Below are 25,020 nucleotides of genomic sequence, written 5' to 3'. Positions count from 1 at the left end.
GATCAAATACGCCATCGTTCAAAATGAGACCGAATGCCGCGGAGACCGCGCCCGTGCTCATGCCTCTCTTGTTTGCTGAGAGGAACATCTTATCGGAACATAAGAACAAATCAAGAACAAAAAGCAGCCGTGAGTTGCCGATCTGGACCGAGGGCGGTCGCCCTCACGAGGACCCGGTCAACTTGCTGGTCTTCAGCAGAATGTTCGTTTCGGTCACGGTGATACCATCGATCAAACGGATGCGCCGCAAGGTCTCGTCGAAGCTCGCAAGGTCCCGGTCCTCGAGTTCGGCAATGAAGTCCCACCTTCCGTTCGTGCTGTGCAGCGCCCGCACCTGCGGCAGCCCGCGCAATTGCTCGGCGACGCGGTCCGCCATCTTTCCGTGAACCTCGATCATCACCACGGCCCTGACGCCGGAGGCGGGGATTTCCGCGCCGGTGCGGATGGTGAAAGCGGCAATCGTCCCGTTCGCGACGAGGCGGTCGATGCGCGCAGCGACCGTCGCACGCGAGACGCCGGTCATTGCCGAAAGCGTGGAGACGGGCATGCGGGAGTTTTGCCGGAGAGCGCTGATGAGCGCCTGATCGAGATCATCCATCTTGTCACTTCGTCAAAAAAGACTTTACACTTTGCGCATCTTATCTTCCCAATCGACAGTTTTCCATCTTTTTGCCGCCACGCTTTTTGACGATAATCCGCCGGACTTCACGGGAACCGAACTTCCCGGCAACAGGGCGAAGGGACGAGGCGGACATGAAAACCATCACATTGATCGGCGCACCCATCGAGGAAGGCTCGGGCCGCCGCGGCGCAGCCATGGGGCCGACGGCGCTCAGGATCGCCGGCATAGACACGGTCCTCGCCGAACTCGGCCATACGGTCAATGACGAGGGGGATCTGAGGCCGCTGCCCGCGCGCGATCTCGCCAACCATCCCGGCGCCAACAATCTGCAGTCCGTTGCAGCTTTCGCGCGCGCGCTCGACGAAGCCGTGCACGATACCGCGCGCAAGGGACATTTCCCCATCATTCTCGGGGGCGACCACGCGCTGTCGATGGGCAGCGTCTCCGGCATGGCGCGTCACGCCCAGGACGTCGGCCGGCCCCTCTTCGTCCTCTGGCTCGACGCGCATGCCGACTTCAACTCGCCTGCGACCTCGCCCTCCGGAAACATGCACGGCATGCCGGTCGCCTTCTTCTGCGGCGAAGCGGAGTTCGCCCCGATCCTTCCGAAGGACCGGCCGCTGGTCGACCCGAAGAAGGTCTATCAGGTCGGAATCCGCTCGGTCGACGCGCGTGAGCGCGAGGAAATCGCCGAGCACGGCGTCAATGTCTTCGATATGCGGGCCATCGACGAGATGGGCATGGCCCACATCATCCGTCAGATCGTCGACGAGGTTCGCGCCGCCAACGGCCTGCTGCATGTGAGCCTCGACGTCGATTTCATGGATCCGGAACTTGCCCCCGGCGTGGGCACGACGGTCCCGGGCGGCGCGACCTTCCGCGAGGCGCACCTCATCATGGAAGTGCTGTGCGACAGCGGCCTCGTCTCTTCCCTCGATGTCGTCGAGCTCAACCCGTTCCTCGACGACCGGGGCAAGAGCGCGCGCATTCTGGTCGAACTGACGGCAAGCCTCTTCGGCCGCCGTATCCTTGATCGTCCGACTCGCGCGGCCTGAAGCCGCGTCCCCACCTCGCTCTCCTGCTAGGGGCGAACGTTCAGCAAAGGTTTAACGAATCCGCGCCTAGTATAGGCATACGGAGCGCAAGGCGGATTTTTCCGTGCATGAAGCGGCTTGCGCCTCGCCGGATGTCATCGGCGGACCACCACGACCGGAAAGCTGGAAGGACCTTCGATGACAAGCACGCAGAGAGCAGCCGGATTTGATGGCGAGACGCTCGAAATCATAGCGTTTCGCCTCCACGACCAGGAATTTTGCGTCAAGACCACGACGATCCGCGAGATACGCGGCTGGGCGCCCTCGACGCCCATCCCGCATGCCCCGCCGGAAGTGATCGGCGTGATGAACCTGCGCGGCACGGTGATCCCGATCATCGACCTCGCCCACAAGCTCGGCATGAAATCGACCGTCACCAACGAACGCAGCGCGATCGTGGTCGCAGAGGTCCACAACATGGTCATCGGTCTCGTCGTCGATCGCGTTTCCGACATTCTGACCGTTCAGGGCAGTCAGGTACAGCCTGTGCCGGAAGTCACCGCGTCCTTCGACAAGAGCTTTGCGGAAGGCATCATCGCCAATGAATCGGGCATGATCTGCTTCCTCAATCTCGCCCGCATGTTCAAGGAGCGGGAAACGGAAGAGCTGGCGGCCTGAGCCTGCGCATCTAGCATATCCAGAGCGATTCACTGTTTCCTGCAGTGAGTCGCTCCAGTGACGAAGGAATACATCATTTTACGAGTAGATAAGAAGCAATTTCTATTTTAACGAGAAATTAAGTTCGCTTTACTAATTTAGATTGAACAGCGGCATGACGCCCTTCGTGATTTCGAAATCTCCCCAGCAACCGGCAGCCGCCCTTTCCTGAAGGACGGCGAAGCAGATCACAAACGTCCGCTCCGCGGCCGTTTCTTCGCGAAAATTTCAGAGGGGATCATGTTTTCTTTCACCAGGAGCCGTGACGCACGGCAGATCATCGACGCCTTGTCCAAATCGCAGGCAATCATTCAATTCGATCTCGCCGGCAATGTCCTCGATGCCAACGAGAATTTCTGCAAGGCGCTCGGCTACAGTCTGCAGGAAATCGTCGGACAGCACCATCGCATCTTCTGCGCGCCGGAATTCGTGGCGACTGAGGAGTATCGTGAGTTCTGGGCGCGCCTCGGCCGCGGCGAACTCGACAGCAACAGCTACCGACGCCTCGCCAAGGGCGGACGGGAGATCTGGATCCAGGCGAGCTACAACCCGGTCTTCCGAAACGGCAAGCCCTGCAAGGTCGTCAAGTTCGCAACCGACATCACCGCAGCCAAGATGAAGGCCACGGAAGATGCCGGCAAGCTCGATGCCATTTCCCGCTCGCAGGCGATGATCGAGTTCTCGCCTGCCGGCGAGGTGATGACAGCCAACGAGAACTTCTGCAACACGCTCGGCTATCAGCTCTCCGAAATCCAGGGCCGGCACCACAGCATGTTCTGCGAGCCCGGTTATACCGGCACGGCCGAATATGCCGATTTCTGGAGGCGGCTGGCCCAGGGCGAATTCATCGCCAACGAATTCGTCCGCTACGGCAAGGGCGGCAAGGAAGTCTGGATCCAGGCGGCCTACAACCCCATTCGCGATCCGAACGGCCGGGTTTACAAGGTGGTCAAATTCGCGACAGACGTTACCGAACGCATGGCCGCGATCAATTCGCTCGGAGCCGGCCTGCGTGCGCTTGCCGAGGGCGATCTGGCACAATCGATCGACACGCCCTTCGTTCCCAGCATGGAAATGGTGCGCAAGGACTTCAACGAAGCGCTTGTCCGCCTCTGTCGGGCCATGCAGACGGTCGGCGAAAATGCCAGCGCGATCGCTGGCGGCGCGCGCGAGATCCGGTCTGCCGCCGACGACCTGTCGAAACGCACCGAACAGCAGGCGGCCTCCGTCGAGGAAACGGCCGCAGCGCTGGACGAGATCACCACGACTGTCGCGGATTCCAGCCGCCGCGCCGAGGAAGCAGGCAATCTGGTCGCAAAGACGAAGGACGGCGCCGAGCGCTCCGGACTTGTCGTCAAAAGCGCGATCGGCGCCATGGGCCAGATCGAGCAATCCTCGCGGGAAATCAGCAACATCATCGGCGTGATCGACGACATCGCCTTCCAGACGAACCTGCTGGCCCTCAATGCCGGTGTCGAGGCGGCGCGTGCCGGAGAAGCCGGCAAGGGCTTTGCCGTCGTAGCTCAGGAGGTCCGCGAACTGGCGCAGCGATCGGCCAGCGCGGCAAAGGACATCAAGACCCTGATCACCGCTTCAGGCGAGCATGTGAGGAACGGCGTATCGCTGGTCGGCCAGACGGGCACCGCTCTGGAAACCATCCTGGCGCAGGTGCAGGAGATAAATCACAACGTCTCGGCGATCGTGGAAGCGGCTCGCGAACAGTCGACCGGGCTCAAGGAAATCAACCAGGCGGTCAATGCGATGGATCAGACGACGCAGCAGAACGCCGCCATGGTGGAGGAAAGCACGGCCGCGAGCCATCGGATGTCGCAGGAGGCGGACGCGTTGCACGCCCTGCTGCGTCAGTTCCGCATCGGACGGGACGCTTCGCCCGCAAGCGACAACAGGATGGAAGCGCCTCATTCGCCCACGCGGCTCCACGCAACGGCAAAGACGCTACGCAGCGGCACGAGATCCAATCTCGCGCTTGCTCCCGCCGCGGACGACTGGGAGAATTTCTGACCGCACGCCCACCCGCGCTCATTTTTCGAGCCTAACGGCTCCCCCGTCGGGAAGAGCATAAGCTCTCCCTCACACACTTGCCTGTCAGAGGATGGATTCCTATGACTGGCACAAGAATGAGGATCGAAGGGCAAGCCTTTCCTGTCAGTGCTCTAGGACCTGCGGACGGCGGATCTTCTCAGCCGCTTCGAGCACCAGCGGGTTCAACCCTTCACCGCCATGCGCGATATGCTCGAAGAGCTTGCGGCGCATGCGCGGCTCCCAATATTTGTTGATGTGCGTCGCCACGCCCTCGGCCGCCCCCGCCGCCGGCTGGGTCAGGAAGAAAGTGGCAATTTGGTTTGCCATATAGACGAGCTTGGCGTTGGGGTCAGACATGAACGATTGCTCCGGATTCAGAATAGCGGCACGCGGGCGGATAAGGACGCAGGCTCCTCGTCGTTTCGGATGATGCGCTCCGCATGCGTGAAGATTTCAAACTCGTCACCGCGGACAAGTGCGATGAGGGTCATGCCCGCCCCTTCCGCCGTGCGGATGGCGAGCGCCGTCGGTGCGGAAATGGCGATGATCACCGGGCTTCCGACGATCGCGGTTTTCTGCACCATCTCGACCGACACCCGCGACGTGACGACAACCGCGCCCTGGGCGCCCCTGAAGCCGGCGCGCGCGGCCGCTCCGGTGAGCTTGTCCAGCGCATTGTGACGCCCGACATCCTCGCGAACCGCGATCAGCCCGCGTCCCGGCACGTAGAAGGCCGCACCGTGCACAGCCCGTGTCTCGAAATGCAGCGGCTGCTGTCCATTGAGAAGCGCGACGGCGTCCACCACGTCCTGCTCGGAAAGGCGAAGCAGGGAGCCGGAGACGTCCGGCGTCGGGCGAACGGCCTCATCGATCGACTCTATGCCGCAGAGACCGCAGCCGACCGGCCCGGCCATGTGGCGACGTCTGAGCCGCAGAGCGTCGTTCTGTTCGTCCTCGAGCCTGATCTGCAGGTCGATGCCCTTTTCCTCGACGACGATGTCTATGTCGTCGATCTGTTCGGGACCGGTGATGATCCCTTCGGTCAGGCTGAAGCCGATGGCGAAATCCTCGAGATCGGCAGGTGTCGCCATCATCACCGCATGCGTCGAACCGCCATAGGTGAAGGCGACCGGCGTTTCCTCGGGCACCACGCGCGACTGCGCGACGAGGATGCCGCCGCGCCGCGCAGCCTCCGGGACCGTCGCCGTCGTTCCGGATGGAGAGGACGAAACTCGCTTGCCCGCCATTCTCGCTCCTATTCCGCCGCCTCCAGCTTGCCGGCAATGCGACGCGACTGGCGAGCCTGCTCGTCATAGTCGCGCTGCCAGTCGGAGGGACCGTTCGACGGCGAGACCTGCACCGCGGTCACCTTGTATTCCGGGCAGTTGGTCGCCCAGTCGGTAAAGTCCGTGGTGATGACGTTCGCCTGCGTCGACGGGTGATGGAAGGTCGTATAGACGACGCCCGGTGCGACGCGGTCGGTGATCAGCGCGCGGAGCGTCGTGTCGCCCGAGCGGCTGGCGAGCCTGACCCAGTCCCCGTCGCGGATGCCGCGCTGCTCCGCGTCGTGCGGGTGGATTTCCAGCCGGTCTTCCGCATGCCAGACGACGTTCTCCGTGCGCCGCGTCTGGGCGCCGACATTGTACTGGCTGAGAATACGGCCGGTCGTCAGAAGCAGCGGGAAGCGCGGGCCGGTCCTCTCGTCGGTCGCCACATATTCGGTGCGGATGAACTTGCCCTTGCCGCGCACGAAACCGTCGACATGCATGATGGGCGAGCCGAGCGGCGCCTTTTCATTGCACGGCCACTGCACCGAGCCCATCTTGTCCAGATAGTCGTAGGAGACCATGGCAAAGCTCGGCGTCGTCGCCGCGATCTCGTCCATGATCTCGGACGGATGGCGGTAGTTCCAGGCAAGCCCCATGGCTTGCGCCATCTTCTGCGTCACCTCCCAATCGGCATAGCCGTTCTTCGGCCGCATGACGCGCCGGACGCGGTTGATGCGGCGCTCGGCATTGGTGAAGGTTCCGTCCTTTTCGAGGAAGGTCGATCCGGGCAGGAAGACATGGGCGTAGTTGGCCGTCTCGTTGAGGAAGAGATCGTGCACCACGACGCATTCCATTGCGGCAAGGCCGGCGGCGACGTGCTTCGTGTCCGGATCCGACTGCAGTATGTCCTCGCCCTGCACGTAGAGCCCCTTGAAGGTGCCCTCGACGGCGGCGTCGAGCATGTTGGGGATGCGCAGGCCCGGCTCATGATTGAGCGTCACGCCCCAGAGCTTCTCGAAGATCTCGCGCGTCGCATCGTCCGAAATATGCCGGTAGCCGGGAAGCTCGTGCGGGAAGGAGCCCATGTCGCAGGAGCCCTGGACGTTGTTCTGGCCGCGCAACGGATTGACCCCGACGCCAGGCCGGCCGATGTTGCCGGTGAGCATGGCAAGGTTGGCGATCGCCATCACTGTCGTCGAGCCCTGGCTGTGCTCGGTGACGCCGAGGCCGTAATAGATCGCGCCGTTGCCGCCCGTGGCGTAAAGCCGCGCGGCCCCGCGCACCAGTTCCGGCGGAACGCCGGTATATGCTTCGGTCGCTTCCGGGCTGTGATGGGGCTCGGCGACGAAGGCCGCCCAGTCTTCGAATTCCGACCAGTCGCAGCGCTCGCGGATGAAGGCTTCGTTGGCAAGGCCTTCCGTGACGATGACATGCGCAATCGCCGTCAGGATGGCGACGTTGGTACCGGGCTTCAGCGGCAGGTGGTACGACGCTTCGACATGGGCCGAGCGGACGAGGTCGATCCGGCGCGGATCGATGACGATCAGCTTGGCGCCCTGGCGCAGCCGCTTCTTCAGCCGCGAGGCGAAGACCGGATGGCCGTCGGTCGGGTTGGCACCGATGATGACCGCAACATCCGTGTGCTCCACGCTGTCGAAATCCTGCGTACCGGCGGAGGTGCCGAAGGTCTGGTTGAGGCCGTAGCCGGTCGGCGAATGGCAGACGCGGGCGCAGGTGTCGACATTGTTGTTGCCGAAACCGGCACGCACCAGCTTCTGCACCAGAAAGGTTTCCTCATTGGTGCAGCGCGAAGACGTGATGCCGCCGACGGAATCGCGGCCGTACTGGTACTGGATGCGGCGGAACTCGGAGGCGACATGCGCGAAAGCCTCTTCCCAGGTGACCTCGCGCCAGGGGTCGGTGACCTTCTCGCGGACCATGGGATTGAGGATGCGGTCCCTGTGGTTGGAGTAACCATAGGCGAAGCGGCCCTTGACGCAGGAATGGCCGCGATTCGCCTGGCCGTCCTTCCAGGGCACCATGCGCACCAGCTCCTCGCCGCGCATCTCCGCCTTGAACGAGCAGCCGACGCCGCAATAGGCGCAGGTGGTGACGACCGAATGCTCGGGCTGGCCGATCTCGATCACCGATTTTTCCGTCAGCGTCGCCGTGGGGCAAGCCTGCACGCAGGCGCCGCAGGAGACGCATTCGGAGGAAACGAAATCCTCGTTCATGCCGGCGGAGACGCGCGAATCGAAGCCGCGGCCGCTGATCGTCAGCGCGAAGGTGCCCTGCACTTCCTCGCAGGCCCGCACGCAGCGCGAGCAGACGATGCACTTGGCCGGATCATAGGTGAAATACGGGTTCGATTCGTCCTTCGGCGCCCATTTGGCGTTGATCTCGCCATTATTGCGCGCCGTCACATGGTTTTCGCCGTCATAGCCGTAGCGCACGTCGCGCAGGCCCACGGCACCGGCCATGTCCTGCAGCTCGCAATCGCCATTGGCCGCGCAGGTGAGGCAGTCGAGCGGGTGGTCGGAAATATAGAGCTCCATGACGCCGCGGCGGACATCCTTCAGCCGCTGCGTCTGCGTCGAAACGCTGATGCCCGCAGCGACCGGCGTCGTGCAGGAGGCCGGCATGCCGGCGCGCCCGTCGATCTCTACGAGACAGAGCCGGCAGGAACCGAAGGCATCCATCATGTCGGATGCGCAAAGCTTCGGCACCTCGATGCCCGCTTCCATTGCCGCGCGCATGATCGACGTGCCTTCCGGCACCGTGATCTCGCGTCCGTCGATCGTCAGCGTCACCAGCTTTTCGGATTTGGAAGCAGGAGTGCCGTAGTCGATTTCATGAATGAGAGACATTAGCGGGCCTCCTGAAAAATTGCGTTCGGGGCGATTGCCGACTCTGCCGTCCGCCCCTCATCCGGCTGCCGCCACCTTCTCCCCGCTCGCGGGGAGAAGGGATATGCCGCACCGTCCTGCGCAACCGCAGCCGCCGCACATGGGCTGTCCCCTCTCCCCGCTTGCGGGGAGAGGGTTAGGGTGAGGGGCTTCCGAGAATAAAGCGTGAGGGGCTTCCCAGCATAAAGCGTGAGGGGCAAATCTCGACGTGCAAGGCTCATCATTCCGCAGCCTCCACCACCGGCACCGGTGAAAAATCCTCCGGGAAGTGCGTCATCGCGCTCATCACCGGATAGGGCGTGAAGCCGCCAAGGGCGCAGAGGGAACCGAACTTCATCGTGTTGCAGAGATCGGCGAGCAGTTCGCGGTTCTTCTCCGGCTCGATGCCGGCGGCAATCCTGTCGGCCACCTCGACGCCGCGTGTCGAACCGATGCGGCAGGGGGTGCACTTGCCGCAGCTTTCGACGGCACAGAATTCCATCGCGAAACGCGCCTGCTTCAGCATGTCTGCCGTGTCGTCGAAGACGACGATGCCGGCATGACCGATGAGCCCGTCTCTGGCGGCAAATGCCTCGTAGTCGAAGGGCGTATCGAACAGCGCCCGCGGGAAATAGGCGCCGAGCGGGCCGCCGACCTGGACGGCCTTGACCGGCCGGGCGCTCGCCGTGCCGCCGCCGATCTCGTCGACGATCTCGCCGAGCGTCAGGCCGAATGCGGTCTCGAAGAGCCCTCCATGCTTGACGTTGCCGGCGATCTGCAGCGGGATCGTTCCGCGCGACCGGCCCATGCCGAAATCGCGATAGTAACCGGCGCCCTTGTCGAGGATCACCGGCACGGAAGCAAGCGAGATGACGTTGTTGATGACGGTCGGGCGGTCGAAAAGACCCTTGTGTGCCGGCAGCGGCGGCTTGGCGCGCACGAGCCCGCGCTTGCCTTCGAGGCTGTTCAGGAGCGAGGTCTCCTCGCCGCAGACATAGGCGCCGGCGCCGGTGCGCACTTCCATGTCGAAGGCGTGCGCCGAGCCGAGCACCGAAGCGCCGAGCACACCGGCGGCCCGGGCGATCTCGATCGCCGCGCTCATCACCGCGATCGCATGCGGATATTCCGAACGGGTATAGATGTAGCCCTTGGTCGCACCGGTCGCGATACCGGCGATCGCCATGCCTTCGATCAGCACGAAGGGATCACCTTCCATGATCATCCGGTCGGCAAAAGTCCCGCTGTCGCCCTCGTCGGCATTGCAGACGATGTATTTCCGCGGCCCTCGCGCCTCCAGGACGGTCTTCCATTTGATGCCGGTCGGGAAGCCGGCGCCGCCGCGGCCGCGAAGGCCGCTTTCGGTGACCTCGGCAACGATCGCCGCTGGTTGCATTGCGATCGCCCGCTCGAGACCGAGCAAGCCCCGATGAGCGCGATAATCTTCGAGCGAGAGAGGATCGATGACGCCGCAGCGGGCAAAGGTAAGCCGCGTCTGTCGCTTGAGAAATGGAATCTCCTCGGTCTTGCCGAGGCAGAGCGGATGCGCGCCACCCGAAATCAGCCCGGCATCGAGAAGCGAGGCGACGTCGCTCGCCTTCACCGGGCCGTAGGCGACGCGCCCTCCGGCCGTTTCGACTTCGACCAGCGGCTCAAGCCAGTGCATGCCGCGCGAGCCGTTGCGGACGATCGTGGCGTCGAGCCCGCGTGCGGCAATCTCGCCGGCCATCGCCTCCACCACCTTTTCGGCGCCAAGCGCAAGGGCCGCCGCATCCCGGGGAATGTAGATCCTGACGGTCATCGGCGCGCCTCCGCAACCAGCGCCTCGAGCACTGTTTCGTCGAGCCGCGCATGAACCTCGCCGTCGAGCATCGCCGACGGCGAGCAGGAACAGAGCCCGAGACAGTAGACCGGCTCGAGCGTCACGGCGCCGTCCGGCGTCGTCTCATGGAAATCGATCCCGAGAAGCGCTTTGGCGCGCTCCGCAAGCCGGTCGCCGCCCATCGACTGGCAGGCTTCGGCGCGACAGAGCTTCAGCACATGACGCCCGGCCGGGTGCTCGCGAAAATCGTGATAGAAGGTAACCACGCCATAGACTTCGGCGCGCGACAGATTGAGTTCCCGCGCGATCACCGGCAGGCTCTCCTCCGGCACATAGCCGAACTCGTCCTGGATTTCGTGCAGAATGGGAATAAGCGGGCCTTCGAGCCCCTTGAGTTCGCCGACGATCGCCAGCGTCCGTTCGGTCACGTCTGCACGCGGCAGATGGATATTCACTGAAAGAGCCCTCCCGGCTCGCGGCCGCACCGCCAAGATCTCCCCGACCGTCGTCGCGCCGCTGTCTCAACCACTTGGCAAAGATCGGAGATTTCACGCTCTTTGCCCATGAAACAAGCTTCGCGCTTATGCTTCCATGGGTCAATAAGGCTGTTCCGTCGATCGATAGAAAATTTCTATTGAACCTGGTTGCGCTCACCGAGGATACGGGCCTCGTGCAACAGCGCGGAGACGAGCGGCGTGAACGGCTCACGATAGGTGGCGACCAGGCCCACCGTATGGCGGACGTCCGGATCGACGATCGGGATCATCCGTATATCCTCGTGAAAACCGAATGATTTCGCAACGTTATAAGGCATGATGCTCGCCCACCGGCCCGTCCGGACGTGGGAGAAGAGCACGATCATCGAATTCGATTCGAGGGTCGGCTTCGGGACCGTGCCTGCCTCGGCAAAGTGCTGATTGATGATGCGCCGGTTCTGCATGTCGGCCGTCAATAGACAAAGCCGAATGTCGCTCACTTCCTTCCAGGTCACGCTTTCGCGATCCGAAAGCGCCGTACCGGCGGCCGTAACCAGATGATATTGCTCGATCTGCAGGGGCACGCTCGTCACCCGGCCGAGCGGCTCGTTCTCCAGATAGGTCAGACCGGCATCGATCTCGAGGTTTTCGAGGAGCGCGAGGATCTGCAGCGATGTGGTCGAAAGCACCGAGAAGGTGACGTCCGGATGCTTCTCCTGGAAGGGCGCAGTGATCAGCGGCACCATGGAGAGGGTCGTCGGCACCGCGGCGAGGCGCATATGCCCCGAGAGACCTTTTCGCGCCGCACGCATCTCCTCGCGCATCGTACGGCTGTCACTGACGATCCGCCGTGCCCATTCCAGCACCCGCTGCCCTTCGGGCGTCAGCGCCTGGAAACGTGATCCGCGATTGACCAGAATGACGCCGAGCTGTTCTTCGAGCTGCCGGATCGCTGCCGAAAGCGTCGGCTGCGTCACCCCGCACTCCTCCGCCGCCCGGCCGAAATGCCGTTCGCGGGCCAGTGCGAGAAAGAATTCCAGCTTGTCGATCATTCGTGGCCTTTAGATTTGTCCCTCTCCCAGGGTCTAACCCGAGGACTAGCCCTCTCCCCGCAGCGCGGGGAGAGGGGACTGAAGACGCCGCCGCGAGTCTCTTCTCCCCGCAAGCGGGGAGAAGGTGCCGGCAGGCGGATGAGGGGCGGACGCGCGCTCAAGCGATGAGCTGCCCACCGTTCACCTCCAGGACCTGGCCGGTGATATAGCCCGAAAGCGCGTGTGCGGCGAGGAAGAGATAGGCCGGCGCGCAATCCTCCGCCGTCCCGAGCCGGCCGAGCGGGATCGTCTTGCGCGTCGCTTCCAGCTTCTCCGGCGTCGAATAGCGCTCGTGGAAATCCGTCGTGATCGTGCCGGGCGAGACGCAGTTGACACGGATGCCGTCCGGCGCAAGTTCACGCGCCAGCGCCTTCGAATAGGTTGCGACGAAAGCTTTGGTGGCAGAGTAGATCGAAGAGCCCGGACTGCCGCCCATGCGCGCCGAGATCGAAACCGTGTTGACGATCGCAGGATGCGTGCCCTTGCGCAGGAGCGGCAGCATCGTCCGGGTCATCTCCACGACCGAGGTCTGGTTGAGCTGCACGACCATGCGGTATTGCTCATCGGTGAGATCGGCCGCCGGAAAACGGCCGACCATCGTGCCGGCATTGTTGACGAGGACATCGACGCTGTCGAAGCGGCTCCTCGCGACATCGGCGAGGCTCTCGACGCCCCCCTCGGCAAGGAAATCCGCCGCCGCGAGGAATGCCCTGCCCTCGGCCGCTGCAAGATCGAGAAACTCCGGGCGGTCGGCGGCGATCGTCCGCCCCATATGCACCAGCACGCGCGCACCGCAGTCGAGGAACTGCCGTGCGACCTCGAGGCCGATGCCCCTGCCGCCGCCGGTGACCACCACGTTCATGCCCTTGAACAAGGCCGGATGATACATGCGCTTTCTTCCTCCCGATAACGTCGGACTGGCGTGCCCCTCCACCGATTACAGCGCAGATCGGGCGCAAGCCGCAACGAAAATCGAACGCGCTGGATATTTCTAATCTGAAATTGCACCGCTTTCGTTTTCGCATATTATGAAAGAAAACGAAACGCGAGGGGCGGATGTATCTGACCGGACGACAGGCGGAGATTTTGGAACTGGCGAAAACGGAAGGCCGCGTGCTGGTCGAGGATCTCGCCCAGCGCTTTTCCGTTACGCCGCAGACGATCCGCAAGGATCTGAACGATCTCTGCGACGCCAGGGTTTTGAACCGCATTCACGGCGGCGCCATTTTTCCGAGCGGCAAGGAAAACGTCAGATACGAATCCCGCCGCCAGATCGCCGCAGCGGAAAAGCAGGCGATCGGCCGCGCCGCGGCCGCGCTCATCCCGGACAATTCTTCGCTCTTCATCAATATCGGCACCACGACGGAAGCAGTCGGAGAAGCGCTCCTCGACCACCGGGAACTGATGATCATCACCAACAACATCAACGTTGCCAACAGGTTGCGGGTCTTCCCCTCGATCGAGGTGGTGATCGCCGGCGGGGTCGTGCGCGGCTCCGACGGCGGCATCGTCGGAGAGGCCGCCGTCGACTTCATCAAGCAGTTCAAGGTGGATTTCGCGGTGATCGGCGCCTCGGCGATCGACTCCGACGGAGCCCTGCTCGATTTCGACTATCGCGAAGTGAAGGTGGCGCAGGCGATCATCGCCAATGCGCGCCATGTCATCCTCGTTTCGGATTCGACGAAATTCGAACGCACCGCGCCGGTGCGTATCGGCCATATCTCGCAGGTGCAGACGTTCATCACCGACCGCTGCATCATTGAAAACGTTCGGAAAATCTGTGCTGACCAGGATGTGAGGCTGGTCGAGACCGAGGTCTGATCCGGTCTCCGATTCCCTGGCGCGGAGCCCGGAAACATTCGTTTGACATTCGAAATATTTTCGCTTTAACTGCTTTCACTTTCGCGATTGCACAAATTGTGCGCCGCGGAGTGTGGAGGGGAAAACAAGAGTGTCAGAGCAGACGATCTTCGACGTCTTCGTCATAGGCGGCGGCATCAACGGATGCGGCATCGCGCGTGATGCGGCTGGCCGCGGATATTCCGTCGCGCTGGCGGAGATGAGCGATTTCGCCTCCGGAACATCCTCCGGCTCGACCAAGCTCATCCATGGCGGCTTGCGCTATCTCGAACATTATGAATTCCGCCTCGTGCGCGAAGCCCTGATGGAGCGCGAAGTCCTCTGGGCGATGGCGCCGCACGTGATCTGGCCGATGCGCTTCGTGCTGCCCTTCCACAAGGGTGGTCCGCGGCCGGCATGGCTGATCCGCCTCGGCCTCTTCCTTTACGATCATATAGGCGGCCGTAAGCTTCTGCCGGCGACGAAGACGCTCGACATGACGCGCGATCCCGCGGGCGCACCGCTGAAGGGCCTCTTCACCAAAGCATTCGAATATTCGGACGGCTGGGTCGACGATGCTCGCCTCGTGGTGCTGAACGCGCGCGACGCCGCCGACCGCGGCGCGAGGATCATGGCACGCACCCGCGTCGTCTCGGCGCGCCGCGAGGGCGGCCGTTGGGCAATCGAAATCGAGAGCACGGAGACGGGCGCGCGCGCGACGATGCGCGCCCGCATGCTCGTCAATGCCGCGGGCCCCTGGGTGGACCGGGTTCTCTCCGAAGCGGTCGGCAACAACGACGTCCGCAATGTCCGCCTGGTCCAGGGCAGCCATATCGTCGTGAAGAAGAAGTTCGACGATCCGCGCGCCTATTTCTTCCAGAACCCGGACGGGCGGATCATGTTCGCCATTCCTTACCAGGACGAGTTCACGCTGATCGGAACCACCGATCGCGATTTCACCGGCAATCCGGCTGACGTGCGCATCAGCGATGCGGAGATAGATTATCTCTGCAGGGCGGCGAGCGAATATTTCAGCGACCCGGTCGGCAGAGAGGATATCGTGTGGACCTATTCCGCCGTGCGCCCCCTTTTCGATGACGGTGCGAGCAAGGCGCAGGAGGCGACCCGCGACTATGTGCTGCGCGTCGAGAACGGCGATGCACCGCTGCTCAACGTCTTCGGCGGCAAGCTCACCACCTACAGGCGGCTTGCGGAATCGGCGCTCGAGAAGATCGGCGAGACCATCGGGGAAAAGGGCAGGAAATGGACGGCCGTATCGCATCTGCCGGGCGGCGATTTTCCGGCCGCCGGCTATGACGACGAGGTCGCGAAGCTCAGGACGCGCTATCCTTTCCTGACCGCTTCCCACGCCCGCCGGCTGGTACGGCTCTACGGCACGCGGGCGGCGCAGCTTCTCGGCAATGCCGCGAGCGAGGCCGACCTCGGAAAGCACTTCGGCGCGGATCTCTATGCTGCGGAAGTGGATTGGCTCATCGTGCAGGAATGGGCATTGCGCGCGGAGGACGTGCTTTGGCGCCGCACGAAACTGGGACTGAAGTTTTCGCGGGCGCAAACCGCGGAACTGGAGGAATATATGCGGGGCGCGGTCAACGCGGCCGCCTGAGGTACCACGGCTGAACTGCCGTTGGGGTGGAGAATTCAATGCTTGAAATGAAGAAGATATCCAAGGTCGTGGGTGGAGAGACGCACATCCACCCGACCGACCTTGTGCTGGAGAGGGGGACGCTCAACGTGCTGCTCGGCCCGACGCTCTCCGGCAAGACGTCGCTGATGCGGCTGATGGCAGGTCTCGACAAGCCCGCCTCCGGTTCGATCTTTTTCGACGGTGCCGACGTTACCGGCGTTCCGGTTCAGAAGCGCTCGGTTGCCATGGTCTATCAGCAGTTCATCAACTATCCGGCGATGACGGTGTACGAGAACATCGCCTCGCCGATGCGGATCAAGCGCGCCGACGGCGCCACCGTCGACCGCGAAGTGCGCAAGGCGGCGGAACTCCTGAAGCTCACGCCCTATCTCGACCGCACGCCGCTCAACCTGTCCGGCGGTCAGCAGCAGCGCACCGCGCTCGCCCGCGCCATCGTCAAGAATGCCGATCTGGTGCTGCTCGACGAGCCGCTTGCCAATCTCGACTACAAGCTGCGGGAGGAACTGCGCGAGGAACTGCCGAAGATCTTCGCCGCATCCGGCGCGATCTTCGTCTACGCGACGACAGAGCCGTCGGAAGCGCTTTTGCTCGGCGGCAATACCGCCACCCTGAGCGAGGGAAGGATCACCCAGTTCGGCCGCACCATCGACGTCTATCGCCGCCCGGTCGACATCGTCACGGCCCGCACATTTGCCGATCCGCCGCTGAACACCATCGGCCTGCTGAAGACGGGGTCGCAGTTCGTGCTTGAAGGTAAGCCGGTGCTCGCCGTTCCCTCCCATCTTCGCTCCCTCGCCGACGGTCCTTGCACGGTGGCCTTCCAGCCGCATCACCTTTCTTTCGGCCAGCCGGACGGCAGCGACGAGCCGCTGACCGTAAAAACGGCGATCTCGGAGATCACCGGATCCGAAAGTTTCATTCACGTCGCCTTCGCGGGCGCCCGCTGGGTCATGCTCGCACCCGGCATTCACGAGATCGAACCGGACGCAATGCTAAAGGTCTTCGTCGATACCCGCCACCTCATGGCTTTCGGGCCGGACGGCAGGGCTGTCGGCGGGATGGCCTGAGAAAAGGCGTCGGGGAGGAAACCATGGCACGCATCAATCTCGAACATATCCGCCACGCCTACGGCGCCAGGCCGAAGTCGGAGTCCGATTACGCCCTGAGAGAGGTCCATCACGAATGGAACGACGGCGGCGCCTATGCGCTGCTCGGCCCTTCCGGCTGCGGCAAGACCACGCTGCTCAACATCATTTCGGGGCTGATCAACCCTTCCGAGGGTCGCATCCTTTTCGATGGAACCGACGTCACGCATCTGACGACGCAGCAGCGCAACATCGCCCAGGTGTTCCAGTTCCCTGTCATCTACGACACGATGACCGTCTACGACAATCTCGCCTTCCCGCTGCGCAACCGGCATGTGCCCGAAACCGAGGTCGACCGCCGCGTCAAGGAAATCCTAGAGATGACCGGGCTCGGCAGCTGGGCCAAGAAGACCGCGCGCGGGCTGACCGCCGACCAGAAGCAGAAGATTTCGCTCGGCCGCGGCCTCGTGCGCTCGGACGTCAGCGCCATCCTCTTCGACGAGCCGCTGACCGTCATCGATCCGGAAATGAAATGGGTCCTGCGCTCGCAGATCAAGCGGCTGCACAAGCAGTTCGGCTTCACCATGGTCTATGTGACGCACGACCAGACCGAGGCGCTCACCTTCGCCGACAAGGTCGTCGTCATGTATGACGGCCAGATCGTCCAGATCGGCACGCCGGCCGAGCTTTTCGAGCGGCCGCGCCACACCTTCGTCGGTTATTTCATCGGCTCTCCCGGCATGAACGTGCTGCCGGCCGAGATCGCCGGCAACACGGCAGCCGTCGGCGACCAGAGGATCGCGCTCAATTTCCAGCCGCAGATCAAGGCCGGCGCCAGGATCGAACTCGGCATCCGTCCGGAATTCATTTCCCTCGGCCGCGAAGGCATGCCGGTCGCCGTCACGAAGGTCGAGGATATCGGCCGCCATAAGGTCGTGCGCGCCCGCTTCGCCGACCGGCCGATCTCGATCATCGTCGACGAGGACGGCGAGATCCCCGCCGAGCCGCGTGTCACCTTCGATCCGAAGGCAATCAACATCTACGCCGATTCCTGGCGCGTCGGCGGGGAGGCCTGACATGGAAAAGACCTGGAACAACAAGGCCTGGTTCATGGTCCTGCCGGTGCTGGTGCTCGTCGCCTTCTCGGCGGTGATCCCGCTGATGACCGTCGTCAACTATTCGGTCCAGGACACATTCGGCAATAACGAGTTCTTCTGGGCCGGCACCGACTGGTTCCTGGACGTGCTCGAATCCGACCGCTTCTGGGATGCGCTCACCCGCAACCTGATCTTCTCGGCGATCATTCTGGCGATCGAGATCCCGCTCGGCATCGTCATCGCGCTCAACATGCCGAAGAGAGGCATCGGCGTGCCGATCTGCCTCGTTCTGATGGCGCTGCCGCTGCTCATTCCGTGGAACGTCGTCGGCACCATCTGGCAGGTCTTCGGCCGCGTCGACATCGGCCTGCTCGGGCGCACGCTCGCCTCGCTCGGCATCAACTATAATTACGTGCAGAATCCGCTCGACGCCTGGGTCACGCTGATCGTCATGGACGTCTGGCACTGGACGAGCCTCGTCGTGCTGCTCTGCTATGCCGGCCTCGTCTCGATCCCGGACGCCTACTACCAGGCCGCCAAGATCGACGGCGCCTCGCGCTGGTCGGTCTTCCGCTACATCCAGCTTCCGAAGATGAAGCGCGTGCTCCTGATCGCCTTCCTGCTGCGCTTCATGGACAGCTTCATGATCTATACGGAACCCTTCGTCGTGACCGGCGGCGGCCCGGGCAATTCGACGACCTTCCTGTCGATCGATCTCGTCAAGACGGCGATCGGCCAGTTCGACCTCGGTCCGGCCGCAGCCCTCTCGATCATCTACTTCCTCATCATCCTGCTCCTGTCGTGGATCTTCTACACGGTGATGACCACGAGCGACGCGCAAGGCTGAGAAAGGAGGGAGGAGACATCATGATGACCAACAAGCAACCACTTTCGCAGCGCCTCTCCTGGCTGGTGCCGACGATCTACATCGTCTTCCTGCTCCTGCCGATCTACTGGCTCGTCAATATGAGCTTCAAGGAGACGAGCGAGATCCTCAGCACCTTCTCGCTGTGGCCGCAGAATCCGACGCTTCGGAACTATGCGGTGATCTTTACCGATCCCTCCTGGTACAACGGCTACATCAACTCGATCACCTATGTCGTCCTGAACACGCTGATCTCCGTGACGGTGGCGCTGCCGGCAGCCTACGCCTTTTCACGCTACCGCTTTCTCGGCGACAAGCACCTGTTCTTCTGGCTGCTCACCAACCGGATGGCGCCGCCGGCGGTTTTCGCGCTGCCCTTCTTCCAGCTCTATTCCGCCTTCGGTCTCATCGACACGCACATCGCGGTGGCGATCGCGCATTGCCTGTTCAACGTGCCGCTCGCCGTCTGGATCCTGGAAGGCTTCATGTCCGGCGTGCCGAAGGAGATCGACGAGACCGCCTATATCGACGGCTACTCCTTCCCGCGCTTCTTCGTGAAGATCTTCCTACCCCTGATCGCGTCCGGCATCGGCGTGGCAGCCTTCTTCTGCTTCATGTTCTCGTGGGTCGAGCTGCTGATCGCCCGCACCCTGACGACGACCGACGCCAAGCCGATCGCCGCGACGATGACGCGCACGGTCTCCGCTTCCGGTCTCGACTGGGGCGTGCTCGCCGCCGCCGGCGTGCTGACGATCATCCCCGGTGCGCTCGTCATCTATTTCGTTCGCAATTACATCGCCAAGGGCTTCGCCCTGGGGAGGGTCTGATGGCAACCATCGCCACTCGCAAGAACCGCTGGCCCGTCGCGCTTGCCGCCGTGCTCGTCGTCTATCTCACCGCAGCCGGCCTGCTTTTTTCCGTTCTGCCGGCCAAGGACGGCAAGACCGACTGGTTCGCCCCGCTGATCCCCGGCGGCTGGATGGCCTGGTCTTTCCCGACCGCCATGTTCTTTCTGACGATCTTCGCGCTCCTGTCGCTGATGGCCGTCTGGGAATATGCCCGGCCGGGCGGAAACCCGCGCGTCGGCATCCTGCGCTTCGAGACGACCCGCGGCGACCGGCTCTTCGTCTCGCTGCTCGGAAGCGCATTCATTCACCTCGCCTGGCTGGGGCTGGTCGGCGCAAATCTCTGGTGGGCGGTCGCCCTGTCGGTGATCTATGCGGTCGGCGTCTTCCGCTACGTCTGAGGAACCAAACGAAGGGCGCTCACCGCGGGCGCCCTTTGAAACTGCAAGTGAACGCAATCGCAAAACCCAAGGGAGGATTTAATGCGAAGGCACCTTTTGACAACGACGGCGGCTATGCTGCTGGCATTTACCGGCTCGGCATTTGCCGGGATGGACGAGGCAAAGCAGTTCCTGGACAAGGAAGTCGGCGACATGTCCTCGCTCGACCGCGCTGCCCAGGAAGCGGAAATGCAATGGTTCGTCGATGCGGCAAAGCCCTTTGCCGGCATGGAGATCAAGGTCGTTTCCGAAACGATCACCACGCATGAATATGAATCGAAGGTGCTGGCCCCGGCTTTCACCGCGATCACCGGCATCAAGATCACCCACGACCTGATCGGCGAAGGCGACGTCGTCGAAAAACTGCAGACGCAGATGCAGTCGGGCGAGAACGTCTATGACGCCTATATCAACGACTCTGACCTGATCGGCACGCACTGGCGCTACCAGCAGGCGCGCAGCCTGACCGACTTCATGGCGAACGAGGGCAAGGACGTCACCAACCCCAACCTCGACATCGACGACTTCATCGGCAAATCCTTCACCACCGCTCCGGACGGCAAACTCTACCAGCTTCCCGACCAGCAGTTCGCGAACCTCTACTGGTTCCGCTACGACTGGTTCAACGACGAGAAGAACAAGGCGGACTTCAAGGCGAAGTACGGCTACGAACTCGGCGTTCCGGTCAACTGGTCGGCCTATGAGGACATCGCCGAGTTCTTCACCGGCCGCGAGATCGACGGCAAGAAGGTCTATGGCCACATGGACTACGGCAAGAAGGACCCGTCGCTCGGCTGGCGCTTCACCGATGCCTGGCTGTCGATGGCCGGCAACGGCGACAAGGGCATCCCGAACGGCAAGCCGGTCGACGAGTGGGGCATCAAGGTCGACGAGAACTCGCGGCCCGTCGGATCCTGCGTCGCGCGCGGCGGCGACACCAACGGCCCGGCCTCGGTCTACGCCATCCAGAAATATCTCGACTGGATGAAGGCCTATGCGCCGGCTGCTGCCCAGGGCATGACCTTCTCGGAATCCGGCCCGGTACCGTCGCAGGGCGAGGTCGCCCAGCAGATGTTCACCTATACGGCCTTCACCGCCGACTTCGTGAAGGAAGGCCTGCCGGTCGTGAACGAGGACGGCACACCGAAGTGGCGTTTTGCCCCGAGCCCGCACGGCGTCTACTGGAAGGACGGCATGAAGCTCGGCTACCAGGACGCCGGGTCCTGGACTCTTCTGAAGTCGACGCCGGACGACAGGGCCAAGGCTGCGTGGCTCTACGCGCAGTTCGTAACCTCCAAGACGGTGGACGTGAAGAAGAGCCATGTCGGCCTCACCTTCATCCGCCAGTCGACGCTCGACCATCAGAGCTTCACCGAACGCGCCCCGAAGCTCGGCGGCCTGATCGAGTTCTACCGTTCGCCGGCCCGCCTGCAGTGGTCGCCGACCGGAACGAACGTGCCCGACTATCCGAAGCTGGCACAGCTCTGGTGGCAGGCGATCGGCGACGCTTCCTCCGGCGCGAAGACCGCCCAGGAAGCGATGGACTCGCTCTGCGCCGAGCAGGAAAAGGTGCTGCAGCGCCTGGAACGTGCGGGAGTCCAGGGCGACATCGGTCCGAAGCTCGCCGAAGAGCACGACCTCGAATATTGGAACGCGGAAGCCGTGAAGGCCGGCAACCTCGCACCGCAGCTCAAGGTCGAGAACGAGAAGGAAAAGCCGACCACCGTCAATTATGACGAGCTGGTCAAGAGCTGGCAGACGAACTGATCGATAGACGCCGCCGATCCGTCGGCGGCGTTCTTCAGGGGAGATGCTGCACCGGGGCTGGAAACGGCCCCGGTTTTTTCGCTTCGAATCGGGTGTCACCCCGCGCTCGCCGCTGCGACCACCGCAGCATTACCGCCCGCCAGGCGAAAACTGTTTCCCCAATTTCGGTAAGGCAGCGCCCCATCGCCGCTGCCATTATTTGCCACCTTCTTCGTAGGAAGTGGATGACATGCAAAGGTATTGGAGGAGATTACCTTGGCAAACAGTGCAGAGGAAACCGTATCACCAACGCGCCCGGAGGATGAGAAGCTCGGCATCGGCGCCAATCTGGCCTATGGCCTGCAGCACGTACTGACGATGTATGGAGGCATCGTCGCCGTGCCCCTGATACTGGGCCAGGCCGCAGGCCTCGGCTCCGGCGACATCGGCCTGCTCATCACGGCATCCCTGTTTGCCGGCGGCCTCGCCACCATTTTGCAAACCATGGGCCTGCCCTTCTTCGGAAGCCAGTTGCCGCTGGTCCAGGGCGTTTCCTTTTCCGGCGTGGCGACGATGATCGCCATTTCCGGCAATGGGGGGCTTCAGTCGGTGCTCGGCGCCGTCATTGCCGCCTCGCTGATCGGCCTGCTGATAACGCCCATATTCTCGCGGATCACCCGCTTTTTTCCGCCGCTCGTCACCGGCATCGTGATCACCACCATAGGACTGACGCTGATGCCCGTTGCCGCGCGCTGGGCCATGGGCGGCAACAGCAGTGCGCCTGATTTCGGCAGCCCCGCCAATATCCAGCTTGCAGCGGTCACGCTCGTCATCGTGCTCCTGCTCAGCAAGCTCGGAAGCGCCGCGATCTCGCGGCTCTCGATCCTGCTCGCCCTGATCATCGGTACGGTGATAGCCTATTTCGCCGGCATGGCTGATTTCTCGCAGGTGACCGAAGGGCCTTTCTTCGCGCTTCCGCTGGTCTTCCACTTCGGCTATCCGACCTTCGAAGTCGCGGCGATCGCTTCGATGTTCATCGTCATCATGGTGACGCTGGTCGAGCCTTCGGCGGACATTCTGGCGGTCGGCGAAATCATCGAGACGAAAGTGGATTCGCGCCGGCTCGGCGACGGCCTCAGGGCCGACATGCTGTCGAGCCTGCTCGCACCGATCTTCGGCTCCTTCACCCAGAGCGCCTTTGCCCAGAATGTCGGGCTGGTGGCGGTCACCGGGGTCAAGAGCCGCTATGTCGTTGCAACCGGCGGCCTGTTTCTCGTCACGCTCGGTCTTCTGCCTGTCATGGGCCGCATCGTCGCGGCGGTTCCGAGTTCCGTGCTCGGCGGCGCCGGCATCGTGCTCTTCGGCACGGTCGCGGCGAGCGGCATCCGCACCCTGTCGAAGGTGGACTACGCCAACAACATGAACCTGGTCATCGTCGCGACCTCGATCGGCTTCGGCATGATTCCGATCGCCTCGCCGACCTTCTACGAGCATTTCCCGGCCTGGGTCGAGACGATCTTCCATTCCGGTATCAGCTCCGCCGCGCTGATGGCGATCAGCCTCAACCTGATCTTCAACCATATGACCGCCGGGAACTCGGACCAGCAATCGGTGTTCGTCGCCGGCACGGAGCGGACGCTGCGCTATCAGGACATCGCGCGGCTGCACGACGGCGACTATTTCCTCAACGGCAAGCTCTACGACGCCAACGGCACGGAAGTGCCCGTGCTTGCCGCGGAAGCGCATTGACACACGGCAATCCGTTCCGCTGAACCGGCGAAAACGCGATCCGGGCGCATGCTCGTCCGGATCGCCCCCGATGCGCCCGATTACCCTCGAAAAACCCGAAAGTGTTTGCACTTCCTGCACCCTTGCGGCATGCTCCCGCCGCACGAAAAGTTCCCCTCCCCCGTTGGAGGACGGGAACGGACGGTCGCGGCGATGGAGGAGGAACCATGAACGACGCATCCAGCATACATCCCGTGGACGAGCGCCTGCCGATCGGCAGGCTTGCGACGCTCGGGATACAGCATGTTCTTGTCATGTATGGCGGCGCCGTCGCGGTGCCCCTGATCGTCGGCCGGGCGCTGCAGCTGAGCCCGGAAGACGTCGCCTTCCTGATCTCGGCGGACCTGTTCGTCTGCGGCATCGTCACCATCATCCAGTCGCTGGGGCTGACCAGGGGCATAGGCATCCGCCTTCCCGTGATGATGGGCGTCACCTTTGCCGCCGTCGGCCCGATGGTCTCCATGGCCGCCATGACGCCCGGGATCGACGGGGCACGGACGATCTTCGGCGCGATCATCGGCGCCGGCCTCGTCGCGCTTCTCATCGCGCCCATCATGGGACGCCTGTTGAAGTTCTTCCCGCCCGTCGTCACCGGCACCATCATTCTCGTCATCGGGGTGACCCTGATGCGCGTCGGCGTCAACTGGATATTCGGCAATCCCTTCGGTCCGACGGCGCCGAAACTCGTCGATCCGGCCCACGCACAGTGGCTGGCCGGCTTGAAGCAGCTCGCCGCAACCGGCGGTCCGGCCGTGCCGGATGGGCTGGTCCTCGGCGCCACGGTTCCGAACCCGATCTATGCCGAACCGGGCCATGTGGCGCTTGCCGCCTTCGTGCTGGTCTCCATTCTCGTGGTGGCCCGTTTCGGCAAGGGGCTCATCAGCAACATCGCGGTTCTGATCGGCATCGTGATCGGATGCGTCGCGGCAGCCCTGCTCGGCATGATGCATTTCGATCGGGTGGCGAGCGCCGGCTGGTTCGCCGTCGTGACGCCCTTGCGCTTCGGCATGCCGATCTTCGATCCGGTGCTGATCGCCACCATGTCGCTCGTCATGATCGTCGTGATGATCGAATCGACCGGCATGTTCCTGGCACTCGGCGAGATGACGAACCGCGAGGTCAAGCAGCAGCAATTGACCGCCGGACTTCGGGTGGACGGTCTCGGCACCATCATCGGCGGTCTCTTCAACACATTCCCCTATACGAGCTTCTCGCAGAATGTCGGCCTCGTCGGCGTCACCGGCGTCAAGAGCCGCTACGTCTGCGTGATGGGCGGAGTCATCATGATCCTGCTCGGCGTTATCCCGAAGATGGGCGCGCTGGTCGAGGCGGTTCCGACCTTCGTTCTCGGCGGTGCGGGGCTCGTGATGTTCGGCATGGTGGCGGCAACCGGCGTCAGGATTCTCTCGACGGTCGACTTCAAGTCCTCGCGCAACAACCTGTTCGTGGTCGCCGTCTCCGTCGGCTTCGGCCTCATTCCGATGATCGCCCCCAACTTCCTGATGTGGATGCCGCACGCGATCCATCCCATCATCGAGTCCGGCATAGTGCTGGCCGCGGTCTCGGCCGTCGTGCTCAATGCCTTCTTCAACGGCCTCAGCATCGAGCGTTCCGCATGCGTCGAGGCCGCGCGGCTGGCAGACGGCCATTGATCCGCATTACCCCGCGGGCAAAAGCCCGCGGGGTAATGCGCC

21 protein-coding genes are annotated in these 25,020 nt (G+C 63.1%); 13 read left to right on the top strand and 8 right to left on the bottom strand.

Features of this window, described 5'->3' with window-relative positions; genetic code table 11:
- Positions 1-163: 163 nt before the first annotated feature.
- Positions 164-598: an Lrp/AsnC family transcriptional regulator gene (locus JOH52_RS07860; protein WP_003528562.1), complete on the bottom strand. Its 435-nt coding sequence runs from the start codon at positions 596-598 to the stop codon at positions 164-166.
- A 155-nt stretch (positions 599-753) separates the two neighbouring features.
- On the opposite strand from JOH52_RS07860, the gene rocF reads away from it, so the two are divergent.
- From rocF to JOH52_RS07845, 3 genes are all read left to right on the top strand, one after another.
- Complete coding sequence (gene rocF / locus JOH52_RS07855) at positions 754-1,677, top strand: arginase (protein WP_003528561.1); 924 nt, start codon at positions 754-756, stop codon at positions 1,675-1,677.
- A gap of 177 nt (positions 1,678-1,854) precedes the next feature.
- The gene (locus JOH52_RS07850) at positions 1,855-2,334 is read left to right on the top strand and encodes a chemotaxis protein CheW (protein WP_003528560.1); all 480 of its coding nucleotides are present in this window, start codon (positions 1,855-1,857) and stop codon (positions 2,332-2,334) included.
- A gap of 279 nt (positions 2,335-2,613) precedes the next feature.
- Positions 2,614-4,395, top strand: coding sequence for a methyl-accepting chemotaxis protein (locus tag JOH52_RS07845; RefSeq protein WP_013844892.1), 1,782 nt, complete (start codon positions 2,614-2,616; stop codon positions 4,393-4,395).
- Between the two features lie 144 nt (positions 4,396-4,539).
- On the opposite strand, the gene JOH52_RS07840 is transcribed toward JOH52_RS07845, so the two are convergent.
- The 7 genes from JOH52_RS07840 to JOH52_RS07810 form a co-directional block, all read right to left on the bottom strand.
- Positions 4,540-4,773, bottom strand: coding sequence for a formate dehydrogenase subunit delta (locus JOH52_RS07840; RefSeq protein ID WP_010970348.1), 234 nt, complete (start codon positions 4,771-4,773; stop codon positions 4,540-4,542).
- Positions 4,774-4,790: 17 nt separating this feature from the next.
- Positions 4,791-5,663 (bottom strand): formate dehydrogenase accessory sulfurtransferase FdhD, encoded by an 873-nt coding sequence (gene fdhD, locus JOH52_RS07835; protein ID WP_003528554.1) that lies wholly within the window; start codon positions 5,661-5,663, stop codon positions 4,791-4,793.
- A gap of 8 nt (positions 5,664-5,671) precedes the next feature.
- Entirely contained in the window at positions 5,672-8,551 is a 2,880-nt protein-coding gene (fdhF, locus tag JOH52_RS07830; protein ID WP_010970349.1) for a formate dehydrogenase subunit alpha, read from the bottom strand.
- Between the two features lie 259 nt (positions 8,552-8,810).
- Complete coding sequence (locus JOH52_RS07825) at positions 8,811-10,367, bottom strand: formate dehydrogenase beta subunit (RefSeq protein WP_010970350.1); 1,557 nt, start codon at positions 10,365-10,367, stop codon at positions 8,811-8,813.
- Entirely contained in the window at positions 10,364-10,843 is a 480-nt protein-coding gene (locus tag JOH52_RS07820) for a formate dehydrogenase subunit gamma (protein ID WP_003530346.1), read from the bottom strand. The genes JOH52_RS07825 and JOH52_RS07820 overlap by 4 nt, the downstream gene beginning before the upstream one ends.
- Before the next feature lie 176 nt (positions 10,844-11,019).
- Positions 11,020-11,916, bottom strand: coding sequence for a LysR family transcriptional regulator (locus JOH52_RS07815; RefSeq protein ID WP_014529932.1), 897 nt, complete (start codon positions 11,914-11,916; stop codon positions 11,020-11,022).
- A gap of 157 nt (positions 11,917-12,073) precedes the next feature.
- Positions 12,074-12,844, bottom strand: coding sequence for an SDR family NAD(P)-dependent oxidoreductase (locus tag JOH52_RS07810; RefSeq protein ID WP_010970352.1), 771 nt, complete (start codon positions 12,842-12,844; stop codon positions 12,074-12,076).
- Positions 12,845-13,011: 167 nt separating this feature from the next.
- On the opposite strand from JOH52_RS07810, the gene JOH52_RS07805 reads away from it, so the two are divergent.
- The 10 genes from JOH52_RS07805 (at position 13,012) to JOH52_RS07760 (ending at position 24,978) form a co-directional block, all read left to right on the top strand.
- Entirely contained in the window at positions 13,012-13,776 is a 765-nt protein-coding gene (locus JOH52_RS07805) for a DeoR/GlpR family DNA-binding transcription regulator (protein WP_003530340.1), read from the top strand.
- A gap of 130 nt (positions 13,777-13,906) precedes the next feature.
- Complete coding sequence (glpD, locus tag JOH52_RS07800) at positions 13,907-15,418, top strand: glycerol-3-phosphate dehydrogenase (protein ID WP_014529934.1); 1,512 nt, start codon at positions 13,907-13,909, stop codon at positions 15,416-15,418.
- Between the two features lie 38 nt (positions 15,419-15,456).
- On the top strand, positions 15,457-16,527 hold the full coding sequence (locus JOH52_RS07795; RefSeq protein WP_010970354.1) for an ABC transporter ATP-binding protein: 1,071 nt from the start codon (positions 15,457-15,459) through the stop codon (positions 16,525-16,527).
- A gap of 23 nt (positions 16,528-16,550) precedes the next feature.
- Positions 16,551-17,621 (top strand): ABC transporter ATP-binding protein, encoded by a 1,071-nt coding sequence (locus JOH52_RS07790; RefSeq protein WP_010970355.1) that lies wholly within the window; start codon positions 16,551-16,553, stop codon positions 17,619-17,621.
- Position 17,622: 1 nt separating this feature from the next.
- Complete coding sequence (locus JOH52_RS07785) at positions 17,623-18,489, top strand: carbohydrate ABC transporter permease (RefSeq protein WP_003530331.1); 867 nt, start codon at positions 17,623-17,625, stop codon at positions 18,487-18,489.
- A gap of 20 nt (positions 18,490-18,509) precedes the next feature.
- On the top strand, positions 18,510-19,334 hold the full coding sequence (locus tag JOH52_RS07780; protein WP_014529935.1) for a carbohydrate ABC transporter permease: 825 nt from the start codon (positions 18,510-18,512) through the stop codon (positions 19,332-19,334).
- Positions 19,334-19,753 carry a DUF2160 domain-containing protein gene (locus JOH52_RS07775; protein ID WP_003530327.1) on the top strand — a complete coding sequence of 140 codons (420 nt, stop codon included), beginning with the start codon at positions 19,334-19,336 and terminating at the stop codon, positions 19,751-19,753. Before JOH52_RS07780 ends, JOH52_RS07775 begins: the two co-directional genes overlap by 1 nt.
- A gap of 81 nt (positions 19,754-19,834) precedes the next feature.
- A complete protein-coding gene (locus JOH52_RS07770) occupies positions 19,835-21,559 on the top strand; it encodes an ABC transporter substrate-binding protein (protein WP_003530325.1) in 1,725 nt (574 codons plus the stop codon).
- A 255-nt stretch (positions 21,560-21,814) separates the two neighbouring features.
- Complete coding sequence (locus JOH52_RS07765; protein ID WP_107010541.1) at positions 21,815-23,287, top strand: nucleobase:cation symporter-2 family protein; 1,473 nt, start codon at positions 21,815-21,817, stop codon at positions 23,285-23,287.
- A gap of 206 nt (positions 23,288-23,493) precedes the next feature.
- Positions 23,494-24,978 (top strand): nucleobase:cation symporter-2 family protein, encoded by a 1,485-nt coding sequence (locus tag JOH52_RS07760; protein WP_010970358.1) that lies wholly within the window; start codon positions 23,494-23,496, stop codon positions 24,976-24,978.
- Positions 24,979-25,020 lie beyond the last annotated feature (42 nt).

Source organism: Sinorhizobium meliloti (assembly GCF_017876815.1).
GTDB classification, from domain to species: domain Bacteria; phylum Pseudomonadota; class Alphaproteobacteria; order Rhizobiales; family Rhizobiaceae; genus Sinorhizobium; species Sinorhizobium meliloti.
The sequence above is the reverse complement of the archived record's forward strand: the minus strand, read 5'-3'. Positions and strand labels throughout refer to the sequence as shown.

Coding starts and splice junctions, on each gene's coding strand:
- JOH52_RS07860 (WP_003528562.1), bottom strand. CDS start 598: ATGGATGATCTCGATCAGGCGCTCATCAGCGCTCTCCGGCAAAACTCC.
- rocF (WP_003528561.1), top strand. CDS start 754: ATGAAAACCATCACATTGATCGGCGCACCCATCGAGGAAGGCTCGGGC.
- JOH52_RS07850 (WP_003528560.1), top strand. CDS start 1,855: ATGACAAGCACGCAGAGAGCAGCCGGATTTGATGGCGAGACGCTCGAA.
- JOH52_RS07845 (WP_013844892.1), top strand. CDS start 2,614: ATGTTTTCTTTCACCAGGAGCCGTGACGCACGGCAGATCATCGACGCC.
- JOH52_RS07840 (WP_010970348.1), bottom strand. CDS start 4,773: ATGTCTGACCCCAACGCCAAGCTCGTCTATATGGCAAACCAAATTGCC.
- fdhD (WP_003528554.1), bottom strand. CDS start 5,663: ATGGCGGGCAAGCGAGTTTCGTCCTCTCCATCCGGAACGACGGCGACG.
- fdhF (WP_010970349.1), bottom strand. CDS start 8,551: ATGTCTCTCATTCATGAAATCGACTACGGCACTCCTGCTTCCAAATCC.
- JOH52_RS07825 (WP_010970350.1), bottom strand. CDS start 10,367: ATGACCGTCAGGATCTACATTCCCCGGGATGCGGCGGCCCTTGCGCTT.
- JOH52_RS07815 (WP_014529932.1), bottom strand. CDS start 11,916: ATGATCGACAAGCTGGAATTCTTTCTCGCACTGGCCCGCGAACGGCAT.
- JOH52_RS07810 (WP_010970352.1), bottom strand. CDS start 12,844: ATGTATCATCCGGCCTTGTTCAAGGGCATGAACGTGGTGGTCACCGGC.
- JOH52_RS07805 (WP_003530340.1), top strand. CDS start 13,012: ATGTATCTGACCGGACGACAGGCGGAGATTTTGGAACTGGCGAAAACG.
- JOH52_RS07795 (WP_010970354.1), top strand. CDS start 15,457: ATGCTTGAAATGAAGAAGATATCCAAGGTCGTGGGTGGAGAGACGCAC.
- JOH52_RS07790 (WP_010970355.1), top strand. CDS start 16,551: ATGGCACGCATCAATCTCGAACATATCCGCCACGCCTACGGCGCCAGG.
- JOH52_RS07785 (WP_003530331.1), top strand. CDS start 17,623: ATGGAAAAGACCTGGAACAACAAGGCCTGGTTCATGGTCCTGCCGGTG.
- JOH52_RS07780 (WP_014529935.1), top strand. CDS start 18,510: ATGATGACCAACAAGCAACCACTTTCGCAGCGCCTCTCCTGGCTGGTG.
- JOH52_RS07775 (WP_003530327.1), top strand. CDS start 19,334: ATGGCAACCATCGCCACTCGCAAGAACCGCTGGCCCGTCGCGCTTGCC.
- JOH52_RS07770 (WP_003530325.1), top strand. CDS start 19,835: ATGCGAAGGCACCTTTTGACAACGACGGCGGCTATGCTGCTGGCATTT.
- JOH52_RS07760 (WP_010970358.1), top strand. CDS start 23,494: ATGAACGACGCATCCAGCATACATCCCGTGGACGAGCGCCTGCCGATC.